This is a genomic window from Streptomyces sp. NPDC014623, assembly GCF_043088245.1.
Lineage (GTDB): Bacteria > Actinomycetota > Actinomycetes > Streptomycetales > Streptomycetaceae > Streptomyces.
Genome location: NZ_JBIBZU010000007.1, coordinates 139,651 through 161,837, shown reverse-complemented (window position 1 = coordinate 161,837; position 22,187 = coordinate 139,651). Strand labels below are relative to the sequence as shown.

The following is a 22,187-nucleotide window of genomic DNA, read 5'->3' as shown; positions in this document are numbered from 1 at the left end:
GGGGCGCCGGACCGGGACGGGGTGTGCGGCCGGCCGGTGCGTGGCCGTCACCGCACCGCACCACCTCCGGGCGGGCCGTCCGGACGCGCCCGGACACCGCACCGGCCGTGGCGGGGGAGCGTGGGTGCCGGCCCCCGAGGAGCGCCGGCCCGGCGGTGGGCCGATGAGTGACCGGGGCACGGGGCCCGGAGCCGGCGGGGACGCGGCCTGCCGGCACCACCGGATCCCGCCGGGAGCCTCCGGCCCTTCCTATGCGCCTCGCCCGTCGCCTATGCGTCCTGCCTCCTGATGCATGGCACCACCGGGCCCGGGCCGGTTCAACTGAACCACGAGAATCCGGCACCGGTCGATTGAACATCACCCACACGGGAGGCGTCCGATGACAACACCTCTGGCCGACTACGCGCAGTTCGCCGGAAAGCGGATCGCGATCGTCGAGCACATGCAGAACCATCCCTTCGTCCTGGGTCTGAAGCAGGCTCAGGAACACGGCCTCGAAGTGTGGTTGCTGACGGGCGACCGGTCCTGGTACACCCATGGACACGACTGGGAGACCCACCCGCTGGCCATCGTCGACCGGGTGATCGACGTCGACACCACCGACCTCGACGCGGTGCTGGCCGTCGTCACCGGCGAGGACGGCGCCCCCCTGGTGGACGGCCTCACCTCGTTCTCCGACTACCACACCGAACTGGCCGCGCACGCCGCTCGCCGTCTCGGCCTGCCCGGCCCGGACCCGGCCGCCGTCCGCACCGCGAACATCAAGGACCAGCTGCGGATCGCGCTCGGCGACCAGCCGTTCAACATTCCCCACGTACTGGTGAGCCACCGGGGACAGCTCGACGAGGCGGCCCGCCGGCTCGGCTTCCCGATGATCGCCAAGCCTCCGGCCGAGGCGATCAGTTACGGGGTGCGCAGGGTCGACGACATGGCCGGGCTCGTCGAGGCGTGGGAGGAGCTCTCCACCGTCCGGCACAGCCTCCGCGGCCAGCCCCGCACCGGCGACGTCCTGCTGGAGCAGTACGTCGAGGGTGAGGAGGTCAGCGTCGAGACGATGACCGTGGACGGGTACACCCACGTCTTCGGCGTCACCTCCAAGGACCTCTTCGGCGACCCCGCCTACATCGAGTGCGGGCACACCTTCCCCGTACCGCTCCCCGACGACGAGCGTGACGAGCTGTACCACGTGGTCCGCACGACCCTGGAGATGATCGGGTACCGGCACGGTCCCTGTCACACCGAGGTCCGGCGCACCGAGTCCGGCTGGCGGATCATCGAGGCCAATCCCCGCACCCCGTCCAGCTGCATGACGATGCTGGTGACCGACGTCACCGGCCGCAGCCCGATCCTGGACGCCTGGCTGCTCACCATCGGCGTCACCCCGCCGATCGAGCCCGTCGTCCACCGCGGCGGCGCCGCCGTCCGCATGATCTACCCCACCCGGCGCGGGACCCTCGCGCGCATCGACGGGCTGGAGGCCGCGGCGGCCGTGGAGAACGTCCAGGTGCTGCTGCACGTCGAGAAGGGCGACCACCTGCTGCAGCGCATGGACAACTCCTCCTGCGTCGGCTTCACCTACTGCAACGGCCCCGACCGGGTCGCCGCCCAGGAACTCGCGGACAAGGCCGCCGCGCTGCTGGACTTCGTCGTCGAGGAAGAGCTTCGATGAGCCCGTACACGGCAGACCCGGACGGCGTACGGGCGGTCGCGAACGCGGCCGGCCTGGAGGCGGCGGGCTGGGACTCGCTGCTGGGGGCGGAGGACTTCTTCCAGACCCCCCGGTGGCTCACCGTGCAGGAGCACAACTCCGGTACGGCGATGGACTTCCTGGTACGCGAACGGGACGGCGCCCCGGTGGCCGGACTGGTGACCGCCTGGGCCGACACCTCCGTGGCCTGGCTGCTCGCCCGGCCGGACGCCATGCTCAAGCGCGCCCTGGAGCGGGAGGTCCCCGAAGCGGCCGGTGTGCTGCGCGATGTCGCCGGGGGCGACCCGGACAGCCTGCTGCCCTCCCTGGTCTGCGGAGGGCGGCACCTGGGCCGCACCCGGGCCCTCGCCTCCCCCGACGCCACCGAGGACGACCTTGCAGCCCTCCTGGAACGGGCCGAGGCGATGGCGGCGGACCGGGGGGCGGCCACCGTCTGCTTCCCGCACGTCGACGTACGCGACACCGCTCTGGTCGCCCTGCTGGAGCGCCGCGGCTACCACCACCACCCCTCCGACCACTACGCCTGGCTCGACATACCGCAGGGCGGATTCGACGAGTTCGTCGAGGAGATGAGCGCCCATCGCCGCCGCCGGGTGCGACTGGAACGCCGGGCGCTCGCCGAGGCCGGCGTCGAGGTGAACGTCGAGCCGCTCACCCAGGCGCTCGCTCCCCGCCTCGGGCAGCTCGACGCCAACCTCCTTCGCAAGTACGGCAATCCCGCCAGCGACGAGGGTTCCGCCCGCATGATCGGCAGGATCGCCGAGATCATGGGCGATGACGTCCTGGTGTCCGTGGCCCGGCAGCACGGCAGCATCATCGGCTTCGGCATGGTGCTGCGGTCCCGGGCCCGCGGCGAGGAACAGTGGTACGGCCACCGTGCCGGGTTCGACTACGAGGCCCAGGGCAAGCTGCCGCTCTACTACGACGTCCTGTACTACCGGGTGCTGGACGCCGCCGCCAAGGAGGGCGCCACCGTCCTGCACGCCGGGATCGGCAGCGTCGAGGCCAAGCTGGCCCGCGGCTGCCGGGCCAGCGAACAACGTTCCTACCTGCTGCCGCTGCCCCGCACCGAGGGCACCGCGGGTGGGCCCGCCGACGACCGGGAGACGACCACATGACGAGCTCCGCCACCGGCCTTCGGGAAGGCGGCGGCTGGAACGCCGCCGTCGGAACGAGCGTCAATCCCTCCGACCGGCGCGGGGGCACCCTGCGGCTGGTCTCCTCCGCCGACGTCGACTCCCTCGATCCGGCGCGGACCTACTACGTCTGGGTGTGGCTGCTGCAACGGCTGCTCAACCGCACCCTGATGGCCTACCCCACCGACCCGGGACCGGCGGGCCTGGTCCCCGTACCCGACCTCGCCGAGGCGCCGGGAGTGCCGAGCGACGGCAACCGGACCTGGACCTACCGGCTCCGCGAGGGTGTCCGCTTCGACGACGGCACCCCTGTGACCTCGGCCGACGTGCGGTACGCCGTGCAGCGGATCTTCGCCCAGGACGTGCTCCCCGGCGGTCCCACCTACCTGGTGCCGCTGCTCGACGATCCGGCCCGCCCGTACGCGGGGCCCTACCGGGACGGCGGCGGGGACGGCCTGCCCGCCGTGCTCACCCCCGACCCGCGCACGATCGTCTTCCGGCTGCGCACCCCGTTCTCCGACTTCGACCACCTCATGGCCCAGCCCTGCGTCGCCCCCGTGCCACGGCACGCCGACACCGGGGCCCGCTACGGCGAGGACCCGCGCTGCACCGGGCCCTACCGGGTGGCCGAGCACAGGCCGGGCAGCAGACTCCTGCTGGAGCGCAACCCCCACTGGGACCGGGCCACCGACCCCGTGCGGCCCGCGCTTCCGGACCGGGTGGACGTCACCATCGGCCTCGACCTGGACGAGATGGACGAGCGGCTGACCGCGGGGGAGTTCGACATCAACCTGGAGGGCCGCGGTCTCCAGCACGCCGCCCAGCACCGCCTGGCCGGTGACCCGGTGCTGCGCTCACGCACCGACAACCCGAAGACGAGCTTCCTGCACTTCGTCTCGCTCCAGCCGCACATCCCGCCCTTCGACAACGTGCACGTACGCCGGGCCGTGCACTACGCGGCCGACAAGATCCTGCTCCAGGAGGCCCGCGGCGGCCCGGTCACCGGAGGCGACCTGACCACCGCGCTCTTCCCGCCGGGGCTCCCCGCACACCAGCGGCTGGACCGCTACCCGACCGGTCCCGATCTGCGGGGTGACCTCGACGCCGCCCGAGCGGAACTCCGGGCCGCCGGTCTGCCCGACGGCTTCGACGCCGTCATCGGCACCCAGCGCGGCAAGTTCCGGCTGGTCGCCGACGCGGTGGTGGAGTCCGTCGCCCGGATCGGCATCAGGCTGACCGTCAAGGAACTCGACGTCGCCACCTACTTCAGTCAGGGCGCGGGTTCGCCCGAGACGATACGCAAGCACGGGCTCGGTCTGATCGTCACCGACTGGGGTGCCGACTTCCCCACCGAATACGGTTTCCTGGCGCCCCTGGTGGACGGCCGGCTGATCCGTCCCGGCGGTGGCAACTGGAACATCGCCGAACTCGACGACCCGAAGATCAACGAACTGATCGACACCGGGCTGCACACCGCCGACCCCGCCACCCGCACGGAACTGTGGCGCGAGGTGGAGCGCCGGGTCATGGACCACGCGGTCATCCTCCCGCTGGTCCACGACAAGACCCTGCACTACCGGGGCCCCCGGGCCACCAACGTCTACGTCCATCCAGCCTTCGGCCTGTACGACATCCAGGCCATGGGCGTCACCGACACCCGCGCCGACCGGGAGAACGACACCGTATGAACAACGCAGCAACGGATCTCCGTCTCGTCCCGCTGGACGCCGACGACCCCGCCACGCTCGACGCATGGCTCCGGCTGACCATGGACAGCGCCGAGGACGTCCCCCTGTCCGCCGCCCCGCCCTGCGCGGACGACCTGACCGGCTCGGTGCGTTTCGCACCGCCGGGCACCGCCCTGGCCGGGGAGGTCGCCTTCCTCGGCGGGCAGGCCGTCGGCGCACTGCGCCTCGTGCTTCCCGACGGGGCGCCGGTCGCCGTCGTCGACCAGCTTCTGACCGCACCGAAGGAGCGCCGCCAGGGGATCGGCACCGCTCTGTTCCGGCGGGCCCGAGGCATCGCCGAACAGCACGGCCGTTCCCTCCTGGTCGCCGATCTGGTCCAGGCCCTGCCCGACGGGCCTCCCCGGGACGAGAGCCCGGCCGCGTTCGCGGCGGCGATGGGGGCCACGCCCTCGGCCGGCCCGGAGGGTGTGCACCAGTGGCTCGACCTGGACCGGCACGACCCGCTGGCCGGTGGCCTCCCCGGGACCCCGGCCGGTTACCGGCTCGAGCGGTGGGGGACCATCACCCCCGACGCGTTCGCGATCGCCGTCTCCGAACTCGGTCAGTCGCTCGGCGAGAGCCTGCCGGAGACCTGGGACCAGGGGCCCGAGGCGATACGCGCCAGCCATGTGCGGCGCTTCGAGCGGATGCGGGTGGGCCGCGGACGGCGCGCCTACCACGTGGGCGCCGTCCACGAGGAGACCGGCGAACTGGCCGGCTTCACCAGCGTCTCCAAGACGACCGGCAACCCGCAGCACGCACTCCAGGGCATGACGGTGGTGGCCCCGGCTCACCGGGGCCACGGCCTGGGGCTCCTGCTCAAGCTCGCCAACCTCGCCCATGTGCGGGAGTACGAGCCCCGGGTACGGCTGATCGAGACGGCCAACGCCGACGACAACCACCCGATGATCGCCCTCAACGAGGCGATGGGCTTCTCCCCTCAGGAGCGCTGGGTCTCCTGGGAGGCGCCCGTGGCGTCGGCCGGCTGACCGTCCGGCGGCCGCCCCCCGTCCCCCTCGGGGGCGGGGGGAACGGCCGCCGCACTCGTACGTCCGCGCAGGAAGCGCGGCAGCCAGCCCGTGCCGAGCAGTACGCCGGAGACCACGGCGGCCCCGCCGGCCACCGCCCATCCGGTGGGCTGCTCGTCCAGCGCCAGCCAGGCACTCGCCATGCCCACCACCGGCACCAGCATCGAGAACGGCGCCACCACGCCGGCCGGGTAGCGCTTGAGCAGCGCCGTCCATATCCCGGAACCCACGACGCTGCCCAGTACCGCGATGTAGACCAGTGCGACGAGACCCGGCCACCCCTCGGGGCCGAACGACGACCCCAGTGCCCGCCACCCCGTGGCCGGCCCCTCCATCACCGCCGACAGGGCCAGCAGCGGCAGGGGCGGGACCACCGCCATCCACAGCGCGAAGCGCAAGGGGTACTGCGGCTTGGCCTGCCGGCTCGACAGGTTGCCGACCGCCCAGCCGAGCGCCGCCAGCACGGTCAGCACCAACGGCAGCAACGGCGCCGTCCGCGCCCGGTCCACCGCGATCACGGCCATCCCCAGCACCGCCAGCCCGATGCCGGCGAACTGCCGCCCGGTGACCCGCTCCCGCAGCAGCAGCGCCCCCAGCAGCACGGTGAACGGCGCCGAGGCCTGCACCACCACCGACGCCAGACCCGACGGCATGCCCTGCTCGATGGCGAGGAACAGCAGTCCGAACTGGGCGACGCCGAAACCCAGCCCGTACCCCAGCAGCCACCGCAGAGGCACACCCGGGCGAGGCACGAACAGCACCACCGGCACGGCCAGCACCAGATAACGCAGCGCCGCCAGGAAGAAGGGCGGGAAGTGGTCGAGACCGACCCGTACCGCGAGGAAGTTCAGCCCCCACAGCACCGCCACCAGCACGGCCAGGGACCGGTCCCGGGCGGTCACCGGGAGGTACCGGAGAGCAGACCTGACTCGATGACCCGGCCGCCCATACCACGCAGGAACTGCCCGTCGCCGATGAGCTTCTGATCGTCGGCGCGCTGCTGGAGCACCAGCGTGTACCGGACGCCGTCAGGGTCCTCCAGCAACCAGCAGAACATCATCACTCCAGGGCACGAGCCCCCCTTGAACACGGCGCGGGGCCAGCGGGCCGAGTCGATCGGCACACCCGGGTAAGCCGTCAGCACGGCGTCCACGACCCCGCTCGTGTCCCGTACCCCGTCCTCGACCAGTGCGCCCAGAACGCGTGCCACGTCCCAGGCACTCATGTGCCAGTCCAGACCCAACTGGTGGACGGTCGGGCCGAGATCGGATCCGCGCACGGTCATCGGGCCGGCGATCCGCTCCAGCAGACGCCTGCGGCCCGCCTCGTCGGAGGCGACCCACTCGTCCCGCAGCTCCGGGGCACCCCAGCCGATCTCGAACACCTCATGGCTCGTCAGGAAGGGGCGCAGCAAGGACGGATCACTGTGACCGCCGTCCACCACGGCCCGTTCCACCGTGTCCCGGCCCAGCAGGTCCTGGATCAGGTCGGCGGCGGTGTTGTCGCTCATCGCGATCATCTTGTACGCCGTCTCGCGCACCGATACCCGGGCACCGTCCGGCAGTTCCTGCATGTCACCGGTGGGCAGGCTGCGCAGGGCCGGGGTGATCGTCACCTCGTCGTCCCACCGCACGGTGCCGGCTGCCACCGCCTCGGCCAGCGCCCGCATCAGATACAGCTTGTAGGAGGAGCCGTTGGGCATCGGCCGGTCGGCGTCCTTGGCGTACAGCGTCTCGGTCACTCCGCCGTCCACCCGGGTCGCCAGCGCCGACCAGGTCACCCCCGGCTGCTCCAGCGCCCGCACCAAGTCGTCCCACGCGCGCACCGGCGGCGTCACCACCTCCGCGCCCAGGTGGAGCACCCGGATCAGCCCGGTGGAGTCGAGCGTCAGCGACAGCGTGGAGCGGACCCCCGCCGGGCCTTCCAGGGTCACCCACGACTTGTGGGCCACCGGCTGGTAGTCGACGACGGTGAACGGTCCCAGGCCGCGCCACTGTTCGAGCGTGGCCGCGAAACCCTGCGGGTGCCGGGCGAGGAAGACGGGGACGAAGCTCCCGGACAAGTCCTCGTCCCGAGGGGCTTCCTGGGAGGTGAGCAGCTCCACCGCCCAGCGGGTGTGCTGCCCGAGAGGACTGCCGTCCCCGTCGAGCGCGGCCTGCGCGTCCGGGCGGACGGAGGTGTCGGAACCGGGCAGATCGTTCATCATCGCTCCTCGACGGCCGTTGCCGACCGGTGGTGTCAGTCCTCGGTGACGGAGATGGCCGCGCACGGGCAGAGTTCGGCGCACAGCCGTACCGTCTCGTGCAGTTCGGGTGGTGGCTCGGGCAGGAGGAGGACGACGGTGCCGGTGTCCGGATCCTGGTCGAAAACCCGCGGCTCCGTCGCCGCGCACCGCCCCATCGCACAGCAGGCGTCCGTGTCCACGGCCACGGTCAGCCGGCCGGAGCTCACCAGGTCACCGGCAGGGCGCCGAGCCCGTAGCTGGACACCTCGTGCCGGAAGTCCAGTTCCGCGAAGGGGACGGCGAGCCGTGCGCCCGGCATCCACCGCAGCACGGCGGCCAGCATCTCCTCCAGCTCCACCTTGGCCAGCCACTGGCCCAGGCACTGGTGGATGCCGTGACCGAACGCCAGATGACGCCGGGCGTCCCGGTGCGGGTCCAGCGTGTCCGGGGAAGGGAAGACCGTCTCGTCGCGGTTGCCCGCCGACAGCGACACGACCACGCCCTCGCCGGCCCGGATCGTCACGTCCCCCAGTTCCACGTCCTCCAGCGCGGCACGGGCCAGCCCGTTCTGCACGATGGAGTGGTAGCGCAGCAACTCCTCGACCGCCTTGGGCAGCAGCTCCGGGTCCTTGGCCAGCGTGTCGGCCAGACCCTGGTCGGTGACCAGGCTCAGCAGGCTGAGACTGGCCTGACTGGTCGTCGTACCGTGCCCGGCGACCAGCAGCAGCCGGCACATCGGGACCATCTCCTCGACCGTCAGAGTGCCCTTGCGCACCTGGTCGACGACCAGCCGGCTGAGCAGGTCGTCACCCGGCTCGGGCATCCGCATGCGCTCCTCGACCACGTCGCGCAGCAGGCCGTCCAGCTCGTCGCGGGCCGCGGCGACCTGCTCCGGGCGGTAGCCGCGGTCGATGAGGATCCCCGCCCGGTTCTCGATCAGCTCGCGCTGCTCGTCGGAGACACCGAAGAGCAGGGCGATCACCCGGGACGGGACCGGGATCGTCAGCCCGCGTACGAGGTCCACCGGGCGCTCGCCCTTGACCAGTTCGCCCAGCATCTCGTCCAGGTGCCCGCGCAGCACCGGGCGCATCGCCTCGGCCCTGCCGTGCAGGAAGTCGCGGGTGAGCATGGACCGCAGCCGCGAGTGGTCCGGGTCGTCCATGCGGATGAAGGAAGCGGTGTGGGGCTTGTCCCGCACCAGGACGGACGTGGTCGTCATCATCGGGAAGCCGGGGGCGCTGGTCACCGCGGTGAACCTGCGGTCCGCGAGCACCGCACGCACGTGCGGATGTGCTGTCACCAGCCACACCTGGCTTCCGTCCCACATCGTGATCCGGCTCGCGGCGGGGCCGGACCTCAAAAGAGCCAGCGGCGGCGGCGGATCGATCGGGGAGACGCGCTCCATCGGGTAGGACGGCGCGGCCGTCGCCTTCGGGGGTGCTGCGTCCTGCGTCATGGGGTCCCACCTATCGCTGCACGGGCATGCCGACGTGAAGTAGCGGCCCCATCCTCACCGTCCGGCCCGCGACCTCCCCTACGGGGCGGGCCGACCCGCATAACCAGCCACGAACGCACATAACAGGGGCCGCCGAAGGCCGTTCACCGGGCTTCCACCCGGCTGGTACGGTCGGCGCGCCGTACTGTCATACGCTTTCCGGCCGGATCTCTCTCCGGCCCACCGTCCGGTTCACCACCCCGAGAACGAGGACCTCATGAGTTCATCGCTGCAGGGCAAAGTCGCACTCGTCACCGGAGCCAGCTCAGGAATCGGCCAGGCCACCGCACGCGCCCTCGCCGCGGCCGGAGCTTCGGTCGCCCTCGCCGCACGGCGCGTAGACCGTCTCGAAGCACTGCGCGGCGAACTGGAGACGAAGGGCGCCACGGTCCAGGTGCTCGACCTGGACGTCACCGACGAGCAGGCCGTGGCCGCCGCCGTACGCTCCACCGTCGACACGCTCGGCCGGCTCGACATCCTGGTGAACAACGCTGGGCTGATGCTGCTGGGGCCGGTGGAGAACGCCGACACCACCGACTGGACCCGGATGATGGACACCAACGTCATGGGTCTGATGTACATGACCCACGCTGCCCTCCCGGAGCTGATCAGGAACCAGGGCACCGTCGTCCAGATCTCTTCCATCGCCGCCCGCGTGGTCGGACGCGGCAGCGCCGTCTACAACGCCAGCAAGTTCGCGGTCAACGGCTTCAGCGAGGGGCTGCGCCAGGAGGTCACCGAGCGCGGGGTGCGCGTGGTGGTCATCGAGCCGGGCACCGTGGAGACCGAGTTGCGCGACCACATCACCCACGCCCCCTCCAAGGCGGCGATCACGGAACGGGTCGCGAAAATACGTCAGTTGCAGAGCGAGGACATCGCCGACGCCGTCCTGTACGCCGTCACCGCCCCCCCGCACGCCACGGTCAACGAGATCTTCATCCGTCCCACCGACCAGGCCTGAGGAGACACGTCCGCACGACGGCGGGTACCGCACCGCGCGGTACCCGCCGTCGTGCTGTCCCGGCGCTTTCGGCGAGAGGAGCGAGAGAAGAGAACGCCTGCCTAACGTGAGCCGCAACAGGCCGTCACAGGTGAAGAAGAGGCGTCATCCATAACCGTAAGGAAGCCGTCCGTGCCTTCTGCGATACACGTGCCCTCCGTTTCCGACCGGCTGACGAGGTTGCCCTTCTCGCGTCCGGATCTGCGGCTGCTGGACGCGATCGGACAGTGCGGCGACCTCGCCGAAGCCGCCCGCAGGGCGGGACTGAGAACGGCAGCCGCCCAGCGCAGGCTCGACCGGCTGGACCAGGCCACCGGGCTGCGCCTGACGCTGCGCTGTGCCCGTACCGCCCGGCTGAGCCCGGACGGTGCCCAGGTGCTGAACGCCGGGCGGAGGTTCTTCCGCCAGGTCGACCAGGCCGTGCAGACGGAGATCTACGGGCGTGGCACCGAGGCACTGAACGCACCTCGCATCCTGGAGATCGCCACCGCCGAACCGCTGATGGAGGACCTGGTCGAGGACGCGGCAGACACGCTGGGCATCCTCCTCTCGGTCAGCCATGACACACCCCGGCAGGTGCTCCGGCAGCTCGCCGGGTACCGGGTGGACGCCGCGCACACCTGGGGCCTGGACAACCTCTCGCACGCGGTGGACCGCACCGTGCGCACGTACGACGTCCTGGACGACCCGCTCTGGGTGACGCTGCCCCTCGGACACCCGCTCGCAGGCCGCGACACGGTCTCCCTCGCCGATCTGCGTGAGGAGAACTGGGTCTCGGAGGCCGGCCCCCAGGCGGAGGTCCTGGTGAGCCGCGTCTACCGGACGGCGGGGATCACCCCGCCCGAGCGCATCCAGGTGACGGGGGCGTCGGTGGCCCGGGGGATGCTCCGGCGCGGTGACGCCATCGGTCTGGGCTCCCCGGCCTGTCCGGCCGTGTTCGCACCCTCGCTGGTACGCCGCTCGCTGGTGGAGCGGCCCCGGCGGACCGCCAGACTTCTCGTCGACCCCGCAGTCGTCCCCGGCGCCCTGTCCCAGCAGCTGGCCGCGCTGCTCACGGCCCGCTGCCTCAGCAGGTTCACCGAGCACCACGGGGACATGCTGCGTGATCCGTGGTGGGCCGACTGGCTGCGCGGACAGCGCGTCGCGCTGGAACGCCGCACCGACGCCGCCGCACGCAGCGCCCCGGCCACACCGGCACTGCCCGACGAGTCGGTCCAGATCGACGTGGAGGACCTCCATCTGCTGCACGCGGTGGCCGACCACGGCAGCATCAACCGCGCCGCCGCCGTCCTCTCCATCAGTCAGTCGGCTCTCACCCGGCGCATCCACCGACTCGAACTCCGGCTCGGAGCAAGGCTGTTGTTGCGAAGTTCACGCGGTACCGACCTGACGGCGCCGACCCGGCAGTTCCTGGCACGGCTGGCCGTGTTCGAGGCCGAACTCGACATGACCGGCCTCGCGGGGGCGAAGGGCGCCCCGGCGCCGGAGCCGGGCGGCAACACGCCGCGCCGCGCGCACCGGGTTCTCCGGGGCGGCACGGTGCGCCCCGGACGGACAGCGCCCGAACGCACCGCGGCGCGGGCCGCCGTCGCCGGGCGGAGCTGACAGCGGGGGTGGCCGGCGGCCGAGGGCCGCCGGCCACCCCCGGGCGTGTGTCAGCGGGCACCCAGCGCCACGTAGTCGTACATCCCGAAGGACCCCGTGACGAACACGTTGCGGGCGTCCGGGTGGCGGTAGAGCAGCGAGCGCGGGTAGAGGTAGGGCACGATCACGGCGTGGTCCATGGTCAGCCGGTCGATACGGTGCCAGATTGCCGCGCGTTCCGCCGGGTCGCCGCTGACGGCTCCCTGGTCGAGCAGGGAGTTGATTTCCGGGTCGTCCAGCTCACCCATGTTCTGGTTGCCGCGTTCCTTGATCGCGCGACCGTCGACGATCTGCTGGAAGAAGCCGTACCCGTCGGGGAAGTCCGCCCCCCAGCCGAACATGATGATCCCGATGCCGTGCTCGCGCAGGTACTCGGGACTGCCGCCGTAGCGGTCGAAGTAGTCACCGGACGGGAAGTCCAGCACCTCGGCCTCGATGCCGACGCGGGCCAGCCCGGCCGAGAGCGCCTCGGCGGCCCGGTACTCCTTCAGGCGGTCCTTGCGGGCCGCGATCTTCGTGCGGAACCCGTTCGGCATGCCGGCCAGGGCCAGTTCGGCGCGGGCCGCCTCCAGGTCTCCGGTGCCGTCCTCGCCGACCGGGTAGCGGTCGAAGGGCTGGTAGCCGTCGATGGTGGGCGGAAGGATCGTGGTGGCGATGTCACCACCGACAGGGCCTCCGTACGCCGCCTGCATGGCTGCCTTGTCCGTGGCGAACTGCACCGCACGCCGGCAGTGCACGTTGTCGAACGGGGTGATCCGGCTGGACAGGCAGTAGATCCAGGTGAAGCCGGTCAGGGGGTTGTCGGCGTTGGCCCGCAGCGCGGGGTCGGCCAGGATGCGTTCCTGGGCCGCGGGCTGCACTCCGAAGCCCGCGAGGTCGATGTGCGCCTCGCCGGAGAGCAGCATCTCGTCCACCTCGTGCGGATCCTTGCCCAGGTGCACCTCGATGCGCTCGGCCCGCTGCCGGCGTACGGGGTCGGTCGCCGGGTCCCAGTGGGGGTTGCGCTCCAGGACCACGAGTTCGCCCCGCTCGTAGGAAGCGACGCGGTAGGGGCCGGTCGCCACGGGGCCGAGCCGGTAGCCGATGCCGGTGTCACGGGCCCGGGGGACCGGGGTGGTGCTCGGCATGGTGGCCAGCAGGTCCATGCCGGCGAAGGGCTCGGTCAGCCTCAGGACCAGGGTGCGGTCGTCGGGGGTCTCCACGGTGAGCGGGCCGTCCACCTCGGGCTCGCGCCAGGGGCCGCCGTAGTCGGTGCCCAGCAGGTGGCGGAAGTAGGTGGGGCCGACGCCCAGCACGTCCGTACCGTAGTTGCTCCTGGCGATCGCGTACTTGACGTCCGCCGAGATCACGGGGGTGCCGTCCTCGTAGCGCAGGCCCGGGCGCAGCCGGTACGTCCACGTCCGCCCGCCGTCCGAGGCCTCACCGAGCGACTCGGCCAGGTCGGGGACCAGCCGCTGGCCGGCCTTGCCGGGCGCGGTGTCGAAGGTGACCAGGGTCCGGCCGACCAGGCGCAAGAAGTTCCAGGTGTAGGCGTAGTACGTGTTGCCCGGGTCGAGCGAGTCGAAGTCGTCGGTGCGCACCAGGCGGAGGGTCCCGCCCAGGGTGTCGGTGGGGGCGGCCACGCCGTCGACGGCGGCGTCGAAGCCGGCGGTGTCCGGCTGTTCGGTCTCCATGTCCCAGCCCTTCTCACGGTGATTTCCGGCGCCATTCTGCGGGGGCGCACGGCTGCGGAGCGGGACATGACGGCACGGGCGCATAGCCGACGGCGGGTCGGTATAGCGGGAGAGCTGGGTGAGAGGGGGACAAGAGCCCCGGCTGATTGGCTCGCGTCCCCCCACGCGTGAAGCGGAATCCCGCTTCCCCCCATGCGCGACGCGGGTGTCCGGAGAAGAGGCGAACAGAACGTGTCCCGAAGAAAAAGATGGCATATACCTGTCATAACGGTCGCGGCGGCGGCATTGCTGGCGGGCTATCCGTCGGTGTCGGCCGCCACGGCCCCCACCCCTCCCGAAGGAGCCGCCCAGGGGTGGTCCCAGAAGGACGAGGCGGACGCCGCGGAGCCCGGCCCCGCCGAGCTCCCCGAGGCCGTACCCGCCGACGACCGGGCAGCCCTGCTCGGCTCCGGCTACCGCACTTCCGACGACCTGGCCTGGACCACCTCGGGTGACGCCACCGGTTTCCACGTCATGGTCGCCGCCGCCGAGGACGGTTACCGCTGGCGCACCGCGGCGACCCTGTCGGAGCCCGGCTTCGACACCGACACCTGGATCGGCAACGCCTGCGTCACCGCGTCCGGCGAGCGCGCAGCCGTCACCTACGCACCCCGCACCTTCACCAACAAGCCCGCGCTGATGACCCGCGGTGCCTTCACCGCCGTCGTCGACCTCAGGACCGGCGCGGTCACCAAGCTTCCCGTCCAGTCCAGCCTCAGCTACTTCTCACCCGGCTGCGGCACCACGGAGAAGGCGGTCTTCTCACAGTTCTCCGACGACGAGTCGGAGCGCAACGAGACCCGCCTCATCGGCGTGGACACCGCGAGCGGCAAGGCGGCGAAGCCGCTGAAACTGCCCGGCCAGGTCACCTCCGCCGTTCCCCTGGCCGACGGTTACGCCGCCGCCCAGGGGGCCCGTCTGGTCCGGGTCGCCTCCTCCGGCGACGTGCGCGTCGCCGCCCGCACCTCGGCCGTCCCGTTCCAGCTGACGGCCGCGGCGGACGGCTCGGTCGTCTACATCGACCGGCCCGGCACCACCGCCAAGGACGCGAAGACGAAGGCCGCCACCGAGCAGGCCGAGGTGCGGCGCGCCCCCGCGGCGCTCTTCGGGGCGACCGCCAGGGCCGCCGGAACCACCCAGCGACTGGCGACCGGTGCGCTCACCGGCTTCGACCTCTCCCGCTCCGCCCGCACCGGCACGGTGTACGTCACCGGCAAGGCCAAGGCCGCCGGCTCCCTGCCCGCGTCCGTGCGCATGCCCGCGGGAGTGGCCAAGGACGCGGTCCTCTCCACCCGGGGCGAGGCCGCCGTCACCACGGCGTGGGCCGACGGCAAGGACTCCAGGATCTCCCCGCAGGAAGCCGCTTCGGCGCGGACCGCCCGGACCGGGATGAAGTTCCTGGGCACCGGGCGCACCGTCACCCTGGACGCCCACCCCGGCACGGCGGTCGGCTCGACCGCGAAGACCGCGGCCGGCCTCGCCACCTCCCCGGCACTGACCCGCGGCACCGCTGCGGCCACCCCGAAGCTCGCCGCCGCCTCGCCGACCAACCCCGTCGAGGACGAACGCTACTGCTCGGTGCCGCGCGGGGACGTCCGCAAGCAGGCGTTCCAGCCCACCCCGCGTCAGGTGGAGTGGGCGGTCGACCAGGCCGTGGTCGGCAAGCTCAACCAGCATGTCTCCCGCGCCGCCAACTGGAAGAACACCGGGATGTCGGCCTACCAGCCGCAGTCCCTCTTCCCTCTCAAGACCATGGCGGGCGACCCCAACGGCACACCTGACGCGGCCGACGGCTACCACATCCCCGCGCAGGTGATGCTGGGCATCACCGCGCAGGAATCCAACATGTGGCAGGCCACGCGCTTCGCCGTGCCGGGCGTCACCGCGAACAGCCTGATCGGCAACTACTACGGCATCAGCCACGGTTCCGACGGTGAGGCTCCGGACCCGTGGGCCATCGACTGGGCCGACTCCGACTGCGGTTACGGGATCGTCCAGGTGACCGACGGCATGCGCAAGGCCGGGCGCGAGAAGCCCGGTGAGACCGCGCTCTCCGTGCAGAAGCAGGAGGCCGTCGCCCTCGACTACACCGCGAACATCGCCGCGGGCGTCAACATCCTCGTGGACAAGTGGAACCAGACCTACAGCGCCGGGATGACCGTCAACGACGGCGGCCCGAAGTACATCGAGAACTGGTTCTTCGCGCTCTGGGCCTACAACTCCGGCTTCTACCCGAAGTCGAGCGCCGGATCGCACGGCGGCCACTGGGGCGTCGGCTACACCAACAACCCGGCCAACGCCCTGTGGAAGGCCAACCGCACCCCCTTCCTCGAGAGCGCGGGCGGCGCGGACGACTACTCCCACGCCGCCCACCCGCAGGACTGGCCCTACCAGGAGAAGGTGATCGGCTGGGCCGCCCGTCCGATCTCCGCGATGTTCGCCCCGGGGGACTTCCAGCCCGGTTACCGGGCCGCCTGGTGGACGAACACGGCCTACCGCACCTCGGCCAAGCCGCCGGTCGGGACGTTCTGCGACACCTCCAACAACTGCGACCCCAGCAAGATCAGGGAGAACGACACCAACGAGAACGGAGCGTGCCAGCTCGACAACCCGGCGGACGAGTTCTTCCTGCACTGCTGGTGGAACAAGAAGGCGACCTGGAAGAACTGTGAGTCCGTGGCGGCCTGCGGGTTCGCCCTGCACCGCTTCGACGGCACCTATCCCGAACAGGCCGACGGCAACGCCTACCCGCCCCGGTGCGCGAGCGGACTGCCCTCCGGTACGCACGTGATCGACGACGTGGCCTCGGGCGTCACGCCGGCCGGTTCGGCCGGGCGCAGCTGCGGGGCGAAGACCTCGCCCGGTACCTTCGGCTTCACCTTCGCGGCCGACGGCGCCAACTACCCGGGCAAGATCGACACCCATCAGATCGGGGCCGGCTACGGCAACCACTTCTGGTTCGGGCACACCAGGAACCAGGCGACCTCCGAGGGCGCCCGGATGCGCACGACCGGCACCTGGACCCTGACCAACGGCATGACCGGCTGGGCCCGGGTCTGGGTGCACCTCCCCGACCACGGAGCCCACACCCGGCAGGCCTCGTACACGATCTCCGGCACCAACAGCACCAGCCCGGTGCGGGTGCACCCGCAGCGCGTCGGATCGAACAAGTGGGTCTCCCTCGGGGTGTTCCAGTTCACCTCCACCCCGAAGGTCGCGCTCTCCACGCACGCGGCGGACGGAAAGGGGTCCGAGGACGTCGCATGGGACGCCGTCGGCTTCCAGCCCTTGCCGGGCAAGCCCAAGGACATGGTCGTCGCGATGGGCGACTCCTACTCCTCGGGTGAGGGCGCCTCGGCCGCAGGGGGTGTCGACTACTACAAGGAGACCAACTACCGCGACACCAGCAACCCCTCGACCCGCAACGCCTGCCACCGTTCGACCAAGACGTGGTCACGGCAGGCCACGATCCCGGGCCGTTCGGCGTCCGTGGGCTCCATGGACGACAGCAGGTCCGCGGCCATGGACTACCACCTGATCGCCTGCTCCGGTGCCCGCACCTACAACATCGCGAGCGTCGGTGAGAACGGCGAACTGCCCCAGCTGTCCAAGGGCTACCTCGACCAGAACACCACGCTGGTGACCATCTCCATCGGCGGTAACGACGCCCGGTTCGCCTACATCATCCAGAAGTGCATCTTCGGCGGCATCGGCTGGCCGACGCTGTGCCAGAACCAGAAGTTCGAGGACGACGACTCCCATGTGGACGACGCGGCCTACCAGGGGCTGGACGTCGGCGTGGCGGCCGAGCGTCTCGCCAAGGAGCGGGTGCGGCCGGCCATCACCGACGCCCTGAAGAAGATCCAGGCGAAGGCGCCCAACGCCAAGATCGTCCTGATGGGGTACCCGCCGCTGCTCGAGCGGTCGGGCCAGTGCATCCCCGGCATAGGCACAGGGGAGGCCCCCTGGCTGAACAGCATGGCCGGCACCCTCGCCACCGAGATGCAAGGAGCCGTGAACGACGCCAAGGCCGCCGGCGCCAAGGCCTGGTTCTCCAACCCCGCCCAGAACTTCGCGGGCAAGGCCGTCTGCGGTGATCCCGAGCAGGTCCACGGCATCGTGCTGGACCTGGTGGAGAGCGACGAACCGCAGATCGACTGGCCGATCCTGGAACTCGGCGCCTCCGCCCAGTCCTTCCACCCGAAGGTCGGAGGAGCCCGGCTGTACGCGGACTCCCTGGAGCGGACGATGCAGGGCATGGGTCTCTGATCCACGGCATCCGACGGGCCCTCCCCACCCAGGGGAGGGCCCTGGACCGGAGGCGGGTGAGGGGACGGGTCTCCGAAGGGGTGACAGCAGGGCGGCCCTGCCCCTTCTGCTGGGCGTGGTCATGCTCCTCGGGGCGCTGGCCTCCGGGGTCTGACAGACAGTCCGGACGGGATCGCAACCGTCCGCGAGGCGTCCCGGCCGCGCTGGTCCGCCTTTGAGCGTGCTGGTTTCCGTCGGCATCGCGACGGCCGTGCGGGCCCGGGCCACGGCGGTGGCACAGGCGGTCGCGCCGGGAGGCGCCGCGGCCTCCGCGCGGAAGGCATCCGCCCCGTGACACACCGCCGCGCTCCCCGGTGCAGCTACGGGGAGCGCGGCGGTGGGTGCCGGGGCGGTCAGTACCGGGCCATGCCCGGGACCACCGAGAGCATGTCGGCGTCCTGACGGAGGATCGCCCTCTCCAGCGTGGTCAGCCTGGGGCCGGGGTCGATTCCCAGTTCGTCGGTCAGCGTGTTGCGGGCTCTTCGGAACACGGCGAGCGCGTCTGCCTGCCGGCCGCAGAGGTACAGTGCCTGCATCAATTGCGCGTACGGCTCTTCCCGGAGGGGATGAAGGGCTATGAGGTCGGTGAGTTCACCGATGGCCTCCTCGTACTGGCCCAGGTTTATCTCCAGAGAGATACGCTGTTGCAGTGCGGCGACGCGTTCTTCCTCCAAGCGGGCCGCACGGGTTTGCAGCACACTTCCCGAGATCGTGGCCAGGGCCGGGCCCCGCCAGAGGGCAAGCGCGTCCTTGAGGAGTTCCAGCGCCTCCTCCTTGAGGTCGGCGCGCACCAGCTTCTTCGCCGTCGCGACGTTCCGCCGGAAGACGTCGCTGTCCACCTCGCAGTGGGCGGAGTCCAGTTGGTAACCGGAAGCCGTCGACAGGATGGTTTCCTGCGGCGCGCCGACCGTGGCCAGTGAGCGGCGGATCATCCACACACTGGTCTGCAGTTGGCCGGGGGCGGTCCGGGGCGGCCGTTCGCCCCAGAGATGGGTGATGAGTTCGGGCGTGCTGACGGCTCTGCCCGACACAAGTGCGAGGGCGGTGATAACCCGCAACTGCCGTTGTCCGGCGAGGGGGACCGGTGTGTTCCGGGAGAGCATGGCAATCGGACCCAATATGCGAATCTGCACGCCAGTCATAGGGGTTCTCCCGTTTCTGCCTGTCCATGGCTGAATTTCTCTGCCATGGACTGCTGGATTATCGCATGCAATGTCATGGGATGCGCTGATCGACGAAGGAATTCAGTTGTCCCGCTTCAGCCACTACGCGCGTAGCGGGTTCTGCCCCTGCCCTGCCGAGTCGGGACAGTAATCAGCCAACCTTGCTGCGTCAACGAGCCGTGGCGGGTGCGGCTGAAAACCGCCGTGTCGAGGAGAGCGGAAAGTGGACATGGGGAAACCCCTGGACGGTGGGTATGTGCGCGGGGCGGCGGGGCGGGCGCCGGCGCGCACTGCGTGGAGTAGTCAAGGGGGCATATGCCGTTCGGCTCGCACGGCGCGTCGGGGCCCCTGGAATCTCGCCCCCTGACAGAGGGTGCGCTTCCGTCGTGGAGGAGGTGGGGGGATGTGTGCAGAGAGTGTGGTCACTCAGCGCACTTATCGGGCCTTCGAAGGTATCCGCTCACCGGTCTAGTCCAGTGATGGCGGAAATCGTACGCCCAGGTGACCGGGCGGCGAGGTCGAAGAGTGCCCGATACGGGCATCCCCGAGGTCCGGAGCTGGAGGGCTTCGGGCACTTTGAAGGATGTGGACCCCGGAATTCGGCTGTCCCGAAGGCTTCGGGCTCCGGTGATCCCCACCCGCCGGGGGCGGATTCGGGTCACCGGGATCCCGTGATGTCGAGCAGCTCCAGGTGCCGGGGCGTCAGTACGCGCGTGCCGCCGTCCGGCGCGCGGCGCTCGGCAGCCTGCGCCAGTGCCGTCACCGCGTCCGGGGACGCGGTGCGGAAGATCCCGGAGTCACCCAGTGGGGTCACCATGTCGTCGTGGTGGCAGGGCAGGAGTACCGGCGGCGACCCGAGCGCGGCCAGCAGCCGGTCCGGATAGCCGTGGACAGCGCTGTGATCGCTCATCCCGATCACCGCCACATCGGGCCGCGCGCCGGCCAGTTCCCGCTCCGCGACGTTACTGGTGCCGGTCAGCAGTACGGACGGTCCCCCCTCCACGGATACCTGGAAGGCCAGCGTCTGCCCTTCGACCAGATCACCCAGGGTCCGGGGCCGCGCGGGGACGGCGTCCCGCGTCCCGGGGGCGAAGGACGTGTAGTCCTGCTGCCTGCTGTGCAGACTGCGGAACACCTCCACGCTGTAGCCGTCGAACTGGAGATGGTCGCCCCCGTGCACCGCCGCCACGTCCGCCATGCGGTCCGCAGGGGTGCCCATCGCGGCCAGCAGGTGACGTGAGGTGGTGTCGCAGAGCGTCCGGACGCGCCGGCCGGCCCAGCCCGGCCGGGACAGCAGGTGCGGCACATCCGCGAGGTGGTCGAAGTGCCCGTGGCTGATCAGGATCAGCTCGGGCACCCCGGTCAGTCCCTTTTCCGCCACGTGCTCCACCGCTTCCGGGTCCAGGCGCAGCGGCAGCGCCGGGTCGAGGGCGCCCTTCTCGTCGGCGTACGGCATCCGGCTCAGATACGGGTCGAAGAGCACGCTGCGGCCCGCGAAGGACAGCTCCCAGCCGGCCACGCCCAGCCAGCGCAGGCCGAGCGCGGTGCCCTTCGGCATCCGGCGTGGGCGTGCGGCCGGCGCCGGGGCGGCGCAGCCGGTCAGCAACCCCGCCGCTCCGGCACCCAGCGCGCCCTGGAGGACCGACCTTCGCGACTGACCCATGTGCCACCTCGTTCACTTTGTGCTGATCACACGTCACCCTACGGAGAGGGGGCGGTGAGGCGGCACATTTGAGTCAACGGTGGGGCCGGGCGTGGCGGATCAGGTGGTGTACTCGGAGTTCAGCCGGACGTACCCCTCCGTCAGGTCGCAGCCGTAGACGGTGAACTCGCCGTCCCCGATGCCCAGACCGATGCCGATCAGGACCTCGCTGCCGCGCATGTGTTCGGCGACCTCCATGCGGAGCTCGGCGTCACCGGGGCCGTCGGCGTGCCGGGGGTAGACCTGGGTCCCGCCGAAGCGGACGGTGACGTTCTCCTGCAGGATGTCGGTGTCGTCGGTGCACTTGCCGATCGCCATCGTCACCCGGCCCCAGTTGGGGTCGCTGCCGTGCACGGCGGTCTTGACCAACGGCGAGTTGACCACCGTCTTGCCGACGCGCTTGGCCTGTGCGGTGTCCCGGGCTCCGGTGACCCGTACCTCGATGAGCTTGCTCGCCCCCTCGCCGTCGGAGGCGATGTTCTTCACCAGGGCGAGTGCCACCTCGTGCAGTGCCTCCTCGAACTCCGCGAGGTCCACGTCACCGGCCAGCCCGTTGGCGAAAAGCACCGCCGTGTCGCTGGTCGAGGTGTCGGTGTCGATGGACACGGCGTTGAAGGTCCGGTCCATGACGCTCCGGAAGATCCGGTCCTGCGCGTCCTGCGGCAGCCGGGCGTCGGTGGCGAAGAAGGTCAGCAGGGTCGCCATGTCGGGCTCCAGCATCCCCACCCCCTTGGCGATGCCGACCAGGGTCGCCTCGCCGCACCGCACCCTGACCTCCTTGGGCCGGGTGTCGGTCGTCATGATGGCCCGGGCCGCCCGGTCGAAGCCGCCCTCGGGGAAGGGCCAGGAGAGCGTCTTGATGTGGGCTCGGATCTGCTCCATGGGGTACTGGAGTCCGATCACCCCGGTGGAGGCGATCAGCAGTTCGTCCTCGGGGAGCCCGGTGGCGGCGGCTACCGAGTCCCGCACCTCACGGGCGTTGCTCTCCCCCTCCGGGCCGGTGGCGACATTGGCGTTCCGGGCGAGGACGACCACTCCGCGCGCCTGCCCGCCGGCCGCCGCGGCCCGGCTGAGCACCACGCTCGGGCCGGAGAAGCGGGACTTGGTGAACACCGCGCTGACCTGCGTGGGCACGGTCGAGGCCAGCACGGTGAAGTCGTCCCGCCCGTCGTCGGAAAGTCCCACCGGGGCGGTGTGCACCACGAATCCGGCAGGGTCCCGGGTAGTCGTACCGGTCATGATCGCCTTCTTCCTCGCTCGATAGATTTATGCATTTGATCGTATGCCTATTCACTCATCACGATCGGCCCGTGTGCAAGCCCAGAACCGGACCGGGGCGC

Annotated in this window: 15 protein-coding genes; 7 read left to right on the top strand and 8 right to left on the bottom strand. The window is 71.1% G+C overall.

The annotated features are described in order from the left end of the window. The first annotated feature begins 379 nt into the window (after positions 1–379). The 4 genes from ACF1FZ_RS14315 to ACF1FZ_RS14300 are packed head-to-tail and all read left to right on the top strand — an operon-like array spanning position 380 to position 5,560. Complete coding sequence (locus ACF1FZ_RS14315) at positions 380–1,669, top strand: ATP-grasp domain-containing protein (protein ID WP_391773677.1); 1,290 nt, start codon at positions 380–382, stop codon at positions 1,667–1,669. Further along, the gene (locus ACF1FZ_RS14310; RefSeq protein WP_391773676.1) at positions 1,666–2,826 is read left to right on the top strand and encodes a GNAT family N-acetyltransferase; all 1,161 of its coding nucleotides are present in this window, start codon (positions 1,666–1,668) and stop codon (positions 2,824–2,826) included. The genes ACF1FZ_RS14315 and ACF1FZ_RS14310 overlap by 4 nt, the downstream gene beginning before the upstream one ends. Beyond that, on the top strand, positions 2,823–4,532 hold the full coding sequence (locus ACF1FZ_RS14305) for an ABC transporter substrate-binding protein (RefSeq protein WP_391773675.1): 1,710 nt from the start codon (positions 2,823–2,825) through the stop codon (positions 4,530–4,532). The genes ACF1FZ_RS14310 and ACF1FZ_RS14305 overlap by 4 nt, the downstream gene beginning before the upstream one ends. Continuing rightward, positions 4,529–5,560, top strand: coding sequence for a GNAT family N-acetyltransferase (locus ACF1FZ_RS14300; RefSeq protein WP_391773674.1), 1,032 nt, complete (start codon positions 4,529–4,531; stop codon positions 5,558–5,560). The genes ACF1FZ_RS14305 and ACF1FZ_RS14300 overlap by 4 nt, the downstream gene beginning before the upstream one ends. Here the strand turns inward: ACF1FZ_RS14300 and ACF1FZ_RS14295 are convergent. The 4 genes from ACF1FZ_RS14295 to ACF1FZ_RS14280 are packed head-to-tail and all read right to left on the bottom strand — an operon-like array spanning position 5,512 to position 9,279. Beyond that, a complete protein-coding gene (locus tag ACF1FZ_RS14295; RefSeq protein WP_391773673.1) occupies positions 5,512–6,501 on the bottom strand; it encodes an EamA family transporter in 990 nt (329 codons plus the stop codon). The genes ACF1FZ_RS14300 and ACF1FZ_RS14295 overlap by 49 nt on opposite strands. Beyond that, complete coding sequence (locus ACF1FZ_RS14290) at positions 6,498–7,802, bottom strand: Cpe/LpqF family protein (RefSeq protein WP_391773672.1); 1,305 nt, start codon at positions 7,800–7,802, stop codon at positions 6,498–6,500. Before ACF1FZ_RS14290 ends, ACF1FZ_RS14295 begins: the two co-directional genes overlap by 4 nt. A gap of 35 nt (positions 7,803–7,837) precedes the next feature. Beyond that, complete coding sequence (locus tag ACF1FZ_RS14285) at positions 7,838–8,050, bottom strand: ferredoxin (RefSeq protein ID WP_391773671.1); 213 nt, start codon at positions 8,048–8,050, stop codon at positions 7,838–7,840. Next, positions 8,047–9,279: a cytochrome P450 gene (locus tag ACF1FZ_RS14280; RefSeq protein WP_391773670.1), complete on the bottom strand. Its 1,233-nt coding sequence runs from the start codon at positions 9,277–9,279 to the stop codon at positions 8,047–8,049. The genes ACF1FZ_RS14285 and ACF1FZ_RS14280 overlap by 4 nt, the downstream gene beginning before the upstream one ends. Before the next feature lie 256 nt (positions 9,280–9,535). Between ACF1FZ_RS14280 and ACF1FZ_RS14275 the strand changes: the two genes are divergently transcribed. Beyond that, positions 9,536–10,279, top strand: coding sequence for an SDR family oxidoreductase (locus ACF1FZ_RS14275; protein ID WP_391773669.1), 744 nt, complete (start codon positions 9,536–9,538; stop codon positions 10,277–10,279). A 171-nt stretch (positions 10,280–10,450) separates the two neighbouring features. Then, complete coding sequence (locus ACF1FZ_RS14270; RefSeq protein ID WP_391773668.1) at positions 10,451–11,923, top strand: LysR family transcriptional regulator; 1,473 nt, start codon at positions 10,451–10,453, stop codon at positions 11,921–11,923. 50 nt (positions 11,924–11,973) lie between these two features. Here ACF1FZ_RS14270 and ACF1FZ_RS14265 read toward each other — a convergent pair whose 3' ends face one another. Next, positions 11,974–13,635 (bottom strand): ABC transporter substrate-binding protein, encoded by a 1,662-nt coding sequence (locus tag ACF1FZ_RS14265; RefSeq protein ID WP_391773667.1) that lies wholly within the window; start codon positions 13,633–13,635, stop codon positions 11,974–11,976. A 192-nt stretch (positions 13,636–13,827) separates the two neighbouring features. Between ACF1FZ_RS14265 and ACF1FZ_RS14260 the strand changes: the two genes are divergently transcribed. Then, positions 13,828–17,943, top strand: a complete 4,116-nt coding sequence (locus tag ACF1FZ_RS14260) for a NocE (protein WP_391773666.1) — start codon at positions 13,828–13,830, stop codon at positions 17,941–17,943. Positions 17,944–18,335: 392 nt separating this feature from the next. Here ACF1FZ_RS14260 and ACF1FZ_RS14255 read toward each other — a convergent pair whose 3' ends face one another. The 3 genes from ACF1FZ_RS14255 to argJ all read right to left on the bottom strand — a co-directional run bounded on the left by ACF1FZ_RS14255 (position 18,336) and on the right by argJ (position 22,086). After that, positions 18,336–19,100: a BTAD domain-containing putative transcriptional regulator gene (locus tag ACF1FZ_RS14255; protein ID WP_391773665.1), complete on the bottom strand. Its 765-nt coding sequence runs from the start codon at positions 19,098–19,100 to the stop codon at positions 18,336–18,338. A 703-nt stretch (positions 19,101–19,803) separates the two neighbouring features. Continuing rightward, the gene (locus ACF1FZ_RS14250) at positions 19,804–20,808 is read right to left on the bottom strand and encodes an MBL fold metallo-hydrolase (RefSeq protein WP_391773664.1); all 1,005 of its coding nucleotides are present in this window, start codon (positions 20,806–20,808) and stop codon (positions 19,804–19,806) included. 99 nt (positions 20,809–20,907) lie between these two features. Then, a complete protein-coding gene (argJ, locus tag ACF1FZ_RS14245; RefSeq protein ID WP_391773663.1) occupies positions 20,908–22,086 on the bottom strand; it encodes a bifunctional glutamate N-acetyltransferase/amino-acid acetyltransferase ArgJ in 1,179 nt (392 codons plus the stop codon). Positions 22,087–22,187 lie beyond the last annotated feature (101 nt).

What these genes read in the sequence shown, in the direction of transcription:
- ACF1FZ_RS14275 (WP_391773669.1), top strand. Translation starts at nt 9,536, where the DNA reads ATGAGTTCATCGCTGCAGGGCAAAGTCGCACTCGTCACCGGAGCCAGC.
- ACF1FZ_RS14315 (WP_391773677.1), top strand. Translation starts at nt 380, where the DNA reads ATGACAACACCTCTGGCCGACTACGCGCAGTTCGCCGGAAAGCGGATC.
- ACF1FZ_RS14250 (WP_391773664.1), bottom strand. Translation starts at nt 20,808, where the DNA reads ATGGGTCAGTCGCGAAGGTCGGTCCTCCAGGGCGCGCTGGGTGCCGGA.
- ACF1FZ_RS14260 (WP_391773666.1), top strand. Translation starts at nt 13,828, where the DNA reads ATGCGCGACGCGGGTGTCCGGAGAAGAGGCGAACAGAACGTGTCCCGA.
- ACF1FZ_RS14300 (WP_391773674.1), top strand. Translation starts at nt 4,529, where the DNA reads ATGAACAACGCAGCAACGGATCTCCGTCTCGTCCCGCTGGACGCCGAC.
- ACF1FZ_RS14265 (WP_391773667.1), bottom strand. Translation starts at nt 13,635, where the DNA reads ATGGAGACCGAACAGCCGGACACCGCCGGCTTCGACGCCGCCGTCGAC.
- ACF1FZ_RS14290 (WP_391773672.1), bottom strand. Translation starts at nt 7,802, where the DNA reads ATGAACGATCTGCCCGGTTCCGACACCTCCGTCCGCCCGGACGCGCAG.
- ACF1FZ_RS14310 (WP_391773676.1), top strand. Translation starts at nt 1,666, where the DNA reads ATGAGCCCGTACACGGCAGACCCGGACGGCGTACGGGCGGTCGCGAAC.
- argJ (WP_391773663.1), bottom strand. Translation starts at nt 22,086, where the DNA reads ATGACCGGTACGACTACCCGGGACCCTGCCGGATTCGTGGTGCACACC.
- ACF1FZ_RS14280 (WP_391773670.1), bottom strand. Translation starts at nt 9,279, where the DNA reads ATGACGCAGGACGCAGCACCCCCGAAGGCGACGGCCGCGCCGTCCTAC.
- ACF1FZ_RS14305 (WP_391773675.1), top strand. Translation starts at nt 2,823, where the DNA reads ATGACGAGCTCCGCCACCGGCCTTCGGGAAGGCGGCGGCTGGAACGCC.